At 54.7% G+C, this 9880-nt stretch carries 9 protein-coding genes and 1 tRNA gene; all 10 read right to left on the reverse strand.

What is annotated here, in order from left to right:
• Positions 1-47: 47 nt before the first annotated feature.
• Positions 48-4187: a DNA-directed RNA polymerase subunit beta gene (gene rpoB / locus ATO67_RS02435; RefSeq protein ID WP_067643742.1), complete on the reverse strand. Its 4140-nt coding sequence runs from the start codon at positions 4185-4187 to the stop codon at positions 48-50.
• Positions 4188-4446: 259 nt separating this feature from the next.
• Positions 4447-4821: a 50S ribosomal protein L7/L12 gene (rplL, locus tag ATO67_RS02440; protein ID WP_067643745.1), complete on the reverse strand. Its 375-nt coding sequence runs from the start codon at positions 4819-4821 to the stop codon at positions 4447-4449.
• A gap of 58 nt (positions 4822-4879) precedes the next feature.
• Positions 4880-5398, reverse strand: a complete 519-nt coding sequence (rplJ, locus tag ATO67_RS02445; RefSeq protein ID WP_067643748.1) for a 50S ribosomal protein L10 — start codon at positions 5396-5398, stop codon at positions 4880-4882.
• 357 nt (positions 5399-5755) lie between these two features.
• Positions 5756-6451, reverse strand: a complete 696-nt coding sequence (gene rplA / locus ATO67_RS02450) for a 50S ribosomal protein L1 (RefSeq protein WP_067643755.1) — start codon at positions 6449-6451, stop codon at positions 5756-5758.
• Positions 6452-6453: 2 nt separating this feature from the next.
• Positions 6454-6885: a 50S ribosomal protein L11 gene (gene rplK, locus ATO67_RS02455; RefSeq protein WP_067643756.1), complete on the reverse strand. Its 432-nt coding sequence runs from the start codon at positions 6883-6885 to the stop codon at positions 6454-6456.
• Positions 6886-7100: 215 nt separating this feature from the next.
• Complete coding sequence (nusG, locus tag ATO67_RS02460; RefSeq protein ID WP_067643758.1) at positions 7101-7631, reverse strand: transcription termination/antitermination protein NusG; 531 nt, start codon at positions 7629-7631, stop codon at positions 7101-7103.
• A gap of 21 nt (positions 7632-7652) precedes the next feature.
• Positions 7653-7853 carry a preprotein translocase subunit SecE gene (secE, locus tag ATO67_RS02465; protein WP_042618546.1) on the reverse strand — a complete coding sequence of 67 codons (201 nt, stop codon included), beginning with the start codon at positions 7851-7853 and terminating at the stop codon, positions 7653-7655.
• 184 nt (positions 7854-8037) lie between these two features.
• Positions 8038-8113, reverse strand: a tRNA-Trp gene (locus tag ATO67_RS02470).
• A gap of 209 nt (positions 8114-8322) precedes the next feature.
• Positions 8323-9009: a glycosyltransferase family protein gene (locus tag ATO67_RS02475; protein WP_067643760.1), complete on the reverse strand. Its 687-nt coding sequence runs from the start codon at positions 9007-9009 to the stop codon at positions 8323-8325.
• A 182-nt stretch (positions 9010-9191) separates the two neighbouring features.
• On the reverse strand, positions 9192-9880 hold a 689-nt coding region (locus ATO67_RS02480; protein WP_245303748.1), incomplete at its 5' end, for an EF-Tu C-terminal domain-related protein.

Consider the following 9880-nt stretch of genomic DNA (forward strand, 5'->3'; position numbering starts at 1 on the left):
AGGGCGAAACAGGCAGGCACTTTATGAGGTGCCTGCCCTTCTGTTTCTTATTCCGCCGCGTCAGGCAGTTGAGCCGCTGCGTTGGCTTCATCGAGCTTCGAATTTTCGAGTTCGACGCTGAGACCGAGCGAGCGCATTTCCTTGACGAGAACGTTGAAGCTTTCAGGAATACCGGCCTCGAAGGTATCGTCACCACGGACGATCGCTTCATAAACCTTGGTGCGGCCCGCCACGTCGTCAGACTTGACGGTGAGCATTTCCTGCAGCGTGTAAGCAGCGCCGTAAGCTTCCAGAGCCCAGACTTCCATTTCCCCGAAACGCTGTCCGCCGAACTGCGCCTTACCACCAAGCGGCTGCTGGGTAACAAGCGAGTACGGACCGATCGAGCGAGCGTGGATCTTGTCGTCGACAAGGTGGTTCAGTTTGATCATGTACATGTAGCCGACGGTGACCTTACGGTCGAACTGTTCGCCTGTACGGCCATCATACAGAACAGACTGACCCGAGTCATGCAGACCGGCTCTGGTCAACATTTCAGCAACGTCAGGCTCATGCGCACCGTCGAAGACCGGCGTCGCAATGGAAACGCCCTTTCTGGACTGTTCAGCAAGCTTGATCAGCGAGTCGTCGTCGAAGTGTGCAACTTCGTCTTTCGCCTCACTGGCATAGACTGCCGTCAGCTCATTCTTCAGGTCGGTGATGTCCATCGTCTTGCGATATTCATCAAGCATATCGCCGATCTTCTTACCCATGCCGGCGCAAGCCCAGGCAAGGTGAGTTTCGAGGATCTGACCGACGTTCATGCGCGATGGCACGCCCAGCGGGTTCAAGCAGATGTCAACATGCGTACCGTCTTCCAGGAACGGCATGTCTTCAACCGGCACGATACGTGACACAACGCCCTTGTTACCGTGACGGCCAGCCATCTTGTCACCTGGCTGGATCTTGCGCTTCACAGCAACAAAAACCTTGACCATCTTCATGACGCCAGGAGGCATTTCATCGCCGCGCTGAACCTTCTCGACCTTGTCCATGAAGCGCTGTTCAAGGCGCGACTTGGATTCGTCGTACTGACCACGAAGCGCTTCCAGCTCGGACTGAGCCTTCTCGTCTTCGACGGCAAACATCCACCACTGCGAGCGGGGATATTCGGAGACGACGGTGTTCGAAAGCTCGACGCCCTTCTTGAAGCCCTTTGGACCGGCGATGGAAACCTGTCCGCGCAGCATCTCGATCAGACGGCCGTAGACGTTACGGTCAAGAATGGCCTGTTCGTCGTCGCGGTCCTTGGCAAGACGTTCGATTTCTTCGCGTTCGATCGCCATTGCACGTTCGTCTTTTTCGACGCCGTGACGGTTGAACACGCGAACTTCAACGACCGTACCAAACGTGCCCGGAGGCATGCGCATGGATGTATCGCGAACGTCGGAAGCCTTCTCACCGAAGATGGCGCGCAGAAGCTTTTCTTCCGGCGTCATCGGGCTCTCACCCTTCGGCGTGATCTTGCCGACGAGGATATCGCCAGGCTGAACTTCCGCACCGATGTAGACGATACCAGCTTCGTCGAGGTTCTTCAGCGCTTCTTCCGAAACGTTCGGAATGTCGCGCGTGATTTCTTCAGGACCAAGCTTGGTGTCGCGTGCCATCACTTCGAATTCTTCGATGTGAATGGACGTAAACACGTCGTCGGAGACGATGCGTTCGGACATCAGAATGGAGTCTTCGTAGTTGTAACCGTTCCAAGGCATGAACGCGACGAGCGCGTTGCGGCCAAGTGCCAAGTCACCGAGGTCAGTCGAAGGACCGTCAGCGATGATATCGCCCTTGTTCAGAATGTCACCGACAGAGACCAGCGGACGCTGGTTGATGCAGGTATTCTGGTTGGAGCGCTGGAACTTCTGCAGACGATAGATATCGACGCCGGACTTGCCTGCATCAAGATCTTCCGTCGCACGGATAACGATACGGGTCGCATCCACCTGATCGACCACGCCACCACGACGCGCCGCAATGGCAGCACCGGAGTCACGCGCAACGATCGGCTCCATGCCGGTTCCGACGAACGGAGCCTCGGCACGCAGCAGTGGAACGGCCTGACGCTGCATGTTCGAACCCATAAGGGCGCGGTTGGCGTCATCGTTTTCGAGGAACGGGATGAGAGCCGCAGCAACGGAAACCAGCTGCTTTGGCGAAACGTCCATCAGGTTGATGTTGTCACGCGGTGCCAGCATAACTTCACCGGAGTGACGGCAAACAACGAATTCTTCGGTGAATGCGCCTTCAGCGTCCAGCTCGGCATTGGCCTGTGCAACGTAGTACTTGGCCTCTTCCATAGCGGAGAGGTAGATCACTTCGGTCGTGACCTTGCCGTCAATGATCTTGCGGTACGGGCTTTCGATGAAACCGTATTTGTTGACGCGGGCAAAGGTCGCGAGAGAGTTGATCAGACCGATGTTCGGGCCTTCCGGCGTTTCGATCGGGCAAATACGGCCATAGTGCGTTGGGTGAACGTCGCGGACTTCGAAGCCTGCGCGCTCGCGTGTCAGACCACCTGGTCCAAGAGCCGAAAGACGGCGCTTGTGAGTGATTTCCGAAAGCGGGTTCACCTGGTCCATGAACTGCGACAGCTGCGAGGAGCCGAAGAATTCGCGAACGGCAGCAGCAGCAGGCTTTGCGTTGATCAGATCCTGCGGCATCACGGTGTCGATTTCGATCGAGGACATACGTTCCTTGATCGCACGTTCCATGCGCAGCAGACCCAGACGATACTGGTTCTCCATCAACTCACCGACGGAGCGAACGCGACGGTTACCGAGGTTGTCGATATCGTCGATCTCGCCCTTGCCGTCACGCAGTTCGACCAGCATCCTGACGACGGCCAGAATGTCTTCCTTGCGCAGCGTGCGCACGGAATCTTCCGCATCGAGATCAAGACGCATGTTCATCTTCACGCGGCCAACGGCAGACAGGTCGTAACGCTCGCTGTCGAAGAACAGCGACTTGAACATGGCTTCGGCCGAATCCATGGTCGGTGGTTCACCCGGACGCATGACGCGGTAGATGTCGAACAGAGCTTCCTGACGGTTCTGGTTCTTGTCCGCTGCCAGCGTGTTGCGGATGTAGGCACCAACATTGACGTGGTCGATGTTGAGGACAGGAATCTCGTTGAAGCCAGAGTCAAGAATGAGCTTCAGCGTCTTCTCGTCGATTTCGTCACCGGCTTCGAGATAGATTTCACCTGTCTCATAGTTGACGATGTCTTCTGCGAGGTAGTTGCCGTAAAGCTCTTCGTCGGACGCCTTGAGGAACTTGAGGCCCTTGTCGGACAGCTGACGGATCAAACGAGGCGTCAGCTTCTTGCCAGCTTCGACAACGACTTCGCCCGTGTCGGCATCGACCAACTCGGTGATGACCTTGGCACCCTTCAGCACGTCTGGCTGATAAGGGTAACGCCAGCCTTCGCCGTCACGCTCGTAGCTTGCCTTGGTGTAGAAAGTCGACAGAATTTCTTCGCCGTCCATGCCGAGAGCCATCAGCAACGATGTTGCAGGCAGCTTGCGACGACGGTCGATACGCGCGTAGACGACATCCTTGGCATCGAACTCGATATCGAGCCACGAGCCACGATAAGGAATGACGCGGGCAGCAAACAGAAGCTTGCCGGATGAGTGGCTCTTGCCCTTGTCGTGGTCGAAGAAAACGCCTGGCGAACGGTGCATCTGCGAAACGATAACGCGCTCAGTACCGTTGACGATGAACGTGCCATTGTCTGTCATCAAAGGCATGTCGCCCATGTAGACGGACTGTTCCTTGATGTCCTTGATGGACTTCGCACCCGTATCTTCGTCAATATCGAACACGATAAGACGCAGCGTCACCTTGAGCGGCGCTGCGTAGGTCAGATCGCGCTGACGGCATTCTTCGGTGTCGAATTTCGGCGGTTCGAATTCGTAAGACACGAATTCGAGCATGGAAGCGCCCGAAAAGTCGGTGATAGGGAACACGGATCTGAATACCGCGTTCAATCCCTCGTCAGGACGCCCGCCTTCGGGCTCCTTGACCATGAGAAACTGGTCATACGAAGCCTTCTGAACCTCGATGAGGTTCGGCATTTCCGCTACTTCTGGAATTTTGCCGAAAAACTTGCGTACGCGCCTGCGACCGTTAAACGAAAGGGTCTGAGCCATCGTCGCTCCTTTAAAATTGCATCCGGGCCTGCAACGGACGGGAACCGCTGGCCAGTCGATCCCGTCAATCCAATGAGTGTCTTCAATCTCGTTTCACATCCCGAAGTGCAAGGCCGGATTGCCTCTACAGCGCGGTTCGAAACTATTCTCTTGAAGAACCCATTACCCAAAAGCCATTTTCACGCGGCTTTTGGGTAATAAGTTCGGGAGAAATGTGAGCAGGAGGCGGTGCGGACACCGCCTCCCGAACATTTCAAGATTACTTGACGTCAACCTTGGCGCCAGCTTCTTCAAGCTTCTTCTTAAGGTCAGCAGCTTCAGCCTTGGAAACAGCTTCCTTAACAGCCTTAGGAGCGCCTTCAACGAGGTCCTTAGCTTCCTTCAGGCCGAGACCTGTGATTGCGCGGACTTCCTTGATGACGTTGATCTTGTTTGCGCCAGCTTCAACGAGAATAACGTCGAATTCTGTCTTTTCTTCTTCAGCAGGAGCTGCAGCAGCGCCGCCAGCAGCAGCAACTGCTACAGGAGCAGCAGCGGAAACGCCCCACTTTTCTTCGAGAAGCTTGGAAAGCTCAGCAGCTTCCAGAACTGTCAGAGCGGAGAGGTCGTCAACGATCTTTGCGAGATCAGCCATGTTATAGTTCCTTTAATTCGGTTCGAACCGGTTTGAATATTTACAGCGAAAAACCGCCTTAAGCGGCTTCGTCCTTCTTTGAGTAAGCCGAGAACACGCGAGCAAGCTGGCTTGCTGGTGCTGCAACAACCGTAGCGATGCGCGTTGCAGGAGCCGCAAAGAGGCCCAGCAGCTTGCCACGCAGCTCGTCCAGCGAAGGCAGGGTCGCAAGCGACTTGACTGCATCTGCGTTGAGCGTGGTTGTTCCCATGGCGCCGCCCAGAACAACGATCTTGTCGTTGGTCTTTGCGAAATCCATGACGACTTTCGGAGCAATCATAGGGTCAGTGCTGTAAGCAATCAGCGTCTGTCCCTTGAAGAGATCGATGATCCCTTCCGACTCCGTACCCTGAAGAGCGATCTTGGCCAGGCGGTTCTTCGCGACCTTGACGGTGCCGCCAGCAGCGCGCATTTTCGAACGAAAATCGTTCATCTGCGCAACTGTGACACCAGCATAGTGGGCCACGACAACTGAACCAGAAGCCTTGAAGACTTCATTCAGCTCCGTGACGAATTCGCGTTTTTCCGCTCTTTCCACTGTCTGTCTCCAGTAGATGAGAACACATTGAACTGTGAACCCATCGGGTTTGCCTTTGCCTCAAGAGATCTTGTTACCAAAATCTCAAGCGACGCTTGAGGATCCTGTCCCCCGCTCTGTCGCCGCAAACGGCTTCAGGCACAGGCACATCAGGTTCGAACCGGATTATTAAGCATCCTTGGATGCGAAAATCCGGGCCTTACCCGTCTCATGTAGGCTGAATGATTAAGGCCAAAATCCCGAGGGAAATGAGCCACCTACAATCTCGGACAGGAGTTCCAGGTTGCCCTGGAAATTCCCGACCCTTGCGAGCCGGAAATTGAGGTTGCCGCGCCTCTAGCGAAGCGCGGCGAATGATTATGCAGTGACCGACGAAGGCTCGATGCGAACGCCTGGACCCATAGTCGAGGAAATCGCTACGCGCTTGACGTAGTTGCCCTTGGCACCAGCTGGCTTTGCCTTGATGACGGCATCAGCGAAAGCCTTGATGTTTTCTTCGAGCGCCTTGGCGTCGAAGGAAGCCTTGCCAATACCAGCGTGAACGATACCGGCCTTTTCGACGCGGAATTCAACGGCGCCGCCCTTGGAAGCCTTAACAGCTCCAGCGACGTCCATCGTAACCGTACCAACCTTAGGGTTAGGCATCATGCCGCGTGGGCCGAGAACCTTACCGAGACGACCGACGAGCGGCATCATGTCAGGTGTCGCGATAACGCGGTCAAAATCGATCTTGCCGCCCTGAACGATTTCGAGCAGGTCTTCAGCACCAACGATGTCTGCGCCTGCGGCCTTGGCTTCATCAGCCTTGGCACCACGAGCAAAAACAGCAACGCGAACGTCACGGCCTGTACCGTTTGGCAGGTTAACAACGCCGCGAACCATCTGGTCTGCGTGACGTGGATCGACACCGAGGTTCATCGAGACTTCAACAGTTTCGTCGAACTTGGCGATAGCCCGTTCCTTGACCATCGAAATGGCGTCGGTCAGGACATAAAGGGTCTTGGGATCAACGCCTTCGCGGATCTTCTTTACGCGTTTTGCAAGCTTTGCCATGATCAACCTACCACTTCCAGGCCCATGGCGCGGGCAGAGCCCTCAACCATCGCCATTGCGCCTTCGATATTGGCGGCGTTCAGATCCTTCATCTTGGCTTCAGCGATCGTCTTGACCTGAGCCTTGGTGATGGAACCGACCTTGGCACCCTTACCAGGTGTCTTGGAACCGGCAGTGATTTTTGCTTCCTTCTTCAACCAATAGGTCATGGGCGGCTGCTTCATGACGAAGGTGAAGGACTTGTCCTGGTAATAGGTAATGACGACCGGAATCGGCATACCCTTTTCCATTTCCTGCGTGGCGGCATTGAACGCCTTGCAGAATTCCATGATGTTAACGCCACGCTGACCAAGCGCCGGGCCGATTGGCGGGGACGGGTTTGCCGATCCTGCCTTGACCTGAAGCTTGAGCTGGCCTGCAACTTTCTTAGCCATATCTCTCTGCCTTTCGAATAGAACCGGTTTCCCGGCTCACTTGCCGGAAATTCCGGCGGCTGCGGTTGCGTGGTGCGACCTCTGACCCGGCTTAAGAGTTCAGAGTATCTTCCACGCGTTTTGCGGCTATGCCGCATCACATCAGTTATAAAAGCAATGACTTGCGATCATATCCTGATGTATTGAATCGAAGGCGGTTCGCCTTCGGAAACTCGTCAGACTTTTTCAACCTGCGCGTATTCTAGTTCTACAGGCGTTGCACGACCGAAGATCGAAACCTCGACCTTCAAGCGCGAACGCTCCTCATCGACGTCCTGCACCACACCGTTGAACGATGCAAACGGACCATCGGAAACGCGAACCTGCTCGCCGATTTCGAACGACACCGAAGACTTCGGACGCTCGACACCCTCTTGAACCTGACCGAGAATACGGTCTGCTTCAGCGTCAGGGATCGGAACAGGCTTGTTATCGGAACCCAGAAAACCCGTGACCTTCGGGGTATTCTTGATGAGGTGATAAGCCTCGTCCGTCAGGTTGGCGCGCACAAGCACGTAACCCGGGAAAAACTTACGCTCGCTATCGACCTTGCGACCGCGACGCACCTCAACGACCTTTTCGGTCGGAACCAGAATCCGTTCAAAAAGATGATCAAGACCCTTCTGACGAACCTTTTCTTCAATCGACTCAGCGACCTTCTTTTCGAAGTTCGAATATGCCTGAACAATGTACCAACGCGCTGCCATCTTTACTCTCCGCTCAATTCGTTACCGGCCAACGCTCAGAACGAGACTGAGCAACCAGCCGATGAGCTGGTCAGCCGCAAAGAAGAACAGTGCCGCGAAGATCACCATTACCAAAACCATGGCCGTGGAAATCATTGTCTCGCGGCGCGACGGCCAAGTGATCTTCGACGCTTCGGCGCGAACCTGCTGCAGAAACGTAAACGGATTGGTTTTGGATGCCATTGACTGCCCACGCAATTACGGCACGTAAAGTCGAAATAATCGACCCCACGCACCGCGTGTCTATTTTGACCTACATAAACATCGATTCCCTCTTTAACAAGGGGAAATCGACATTTGGCGAATTTCACCGGTAAACCGGCACCTCACCTGCCTTGCAGCGAGACCGCGCTTGCGGATGAGGAAATGGCAGGGGCAGTAAGGCTCGAACTTACGACCTGCGGTTTTGGAGACCGCCGCTCTACCAACTGAGCTATACCCCTACAACGAACATTCCGGCTAACGTCTTGTGTCCGCCATGGTCCGTGACGCCCGTTTAAGGCCACGAATCTTTATTGGCAAGTGTTTTTTTTAATTTTCACAGACTTGCATGAGGAGCGGAGAACGGGGCTCGCAAAGATGCCTGCGTGAGCCACCCAAACAGAGAATGCGCCAGAAGGCGCATTCCAAAATACCGTGTCGAGAGTGCCTGTTACGCGCGTTGGACAACCGTCAGCATACGCTCTCTGGCTGCGAACCACTCTTCGGCGTAATCGTCATTCTTGTATTCCTCGAAATACGGCCCACCGTCGGTAAAGTGGACATTATCCGCATCGGGATTGTGATCATATTCGTTAACGAGCCAGTTCCAGGTCGCTGGTATTTCGCCAATCTGGTCATCGGATTCGAGCCATTTGAACTGGTGGAGCTGAAGGCCGGTTGCCGTGTTGACATAGTCCTTGGTCAATGCCTTGCACTTGGCGTTATTGAACAGAATGAAACTCGACCAGTTCTTCTTTTCATATTTGGTTTGAGTCTGCCCGAGAAACTTCGTTTCCACTTTCGGCACGTAGTCATGCTTGACGCACATGGCCGCATATCGATCATCACGCAGGCTCCACAGCTTGGCGATATCCGTGCGCATCAGCATGTCGCAGTCCGCGAAGATCGACCATCCCTCGTAGTTGCTCAGATAAGGCACGAGAAAACGCGAAAATGAAAATTCCGTCGTCTGAAGCTGGTTACGTTCGCGCGTGAAGAGACCGCCGAGATTATTGAGAGCAATGGGCGTAAACTCGACCGGAATAGAACTCTTCTCCTGAATGCTCTGGCAGAATACGTGGTAGGCGACAACTTCCTTGCTATCGAAGCCTATAAAAATACGAGCAGTATCAGACATGGTTACTCCAGTAATTTACCGATTTTGGACAGTGTTGAATAATTGTAGCGCGAATTAGTCCACTTTATGAACGGATTCGTCAAGTTTGCTTATCGCCACGCTCTAGAACTGGTTATTTTCCGTAAAAACAAAAAGCCCCGCTGTTGCCAGCGGGGCTTCTGAATATCCCTTCCGGGATAAAATTACTCGACGATCGAAGCGACGATGCCGGCGCCGACGGTACGGCCGCCTTCGCGGATCGCGAAGCGCAGCTTTTCTTCCATCGCGATTGGAACGATCAGTTCGACTTCAACGGTCACGTTGTCGCCTGGCATAACCATTTCCGTGCCTTCTGGAAGCGAAACGATACCGGTCACGTCAGTCGTACGGAAGTAGAACTGTGGACGGTAGTTCGTGAAGAACGGCGTATGACGACCGCCTTCTTCCTTCGTCAGAATGTAGGCTTCTGCTATGAACTTCTTGTGCGGCTTGACAGAGCCTGGCTTGCAAAGGATCTGACCACGCTCAACGCCATCGCGCTGCACGCCACGGATCAGCGCGCCAACGTTATCGCCAGCCTGGCCCTGATCGAGCAGCTTGCGGAACATTTCAACGCCGGTAACAGTCGTCTTGGTCGTGGCGCGAATGCCGACGATTTCAACTTCTTCACCAACCTTGACGATACCGCGCTCAACGCGACCCGTCACAACCGTACCACGGCCCGAGATCGAGAACACGTCTTCGATCGGCAGCAGGAACGGCAGGTTGATCGGACGCTCTGGCGTCGGGATGTAGGCGTCAACCTGAGCCATCAGCTCGCGGATGGCGTCTTCGCCGATCTTCTTGTCAGAATCTTCAAGAGCAGCAAGAGCCGAACCCTTGACGATTGGAA

Origin of the sequence: Agrobacterium bohemicum (assembly GCF_001562555.1) — a bacterium.
Lineage (GTDB): Bacteria > Pseudomonadota > Alphaproteobacteria > Rhizobiales > Rhizobiaceae > Agrobacterium > Agrobacterium bohemicum.

Coding starts and splice junctions, on each gene's coding strand:
- rpoB (WP_067643742.1), bottom strand. CDS start 4,187: ATGGCTCAGACCCTTTCGTTTAACGGTCGCAGGCGCGTACGCAAGTTT.
- rplL (WP_067643745.1), bottom strand. CDS start 4,821: ATGGCTGATCTCGCAAAGATCGTTGACGACCTCTCCGCTCTGACAGTT.
- rplA (WP_067643755.1), bottom strand. CDS start 6,451: ATGGCAAAGCTTGCAAAACGCGTAAAGAAGATCCGCGAAGGCGTTGAT.
- rplK (WP_067643756.1), bottom strand. CDS start 6,885: ATGGCTAAGAAAGTTGCAGGCCAGCTCAAGCTTCAGGTCAAGGCAGGA.
- nusG (WP_067643758.1), bottom strand. CDS start 7,631: ATGGCAGCGCGTTGGTACATTGTTCAGGCATATTCGAACTTCGAAAAG.
- secE (WP_042618546.1), bottom strand. CDS start 7,853: ATGGCATCCAAAACCAATCCGTTTACGTTTCTGCAGCAGGTTCGCGCC.
- ATO67_RS02475 (WP_067643760.1), bottom strand. CDS start 9,009: ATGTCTGATACTGCTCGTATTTTTATAGGCTTCGATAGCAAGGAAGTT.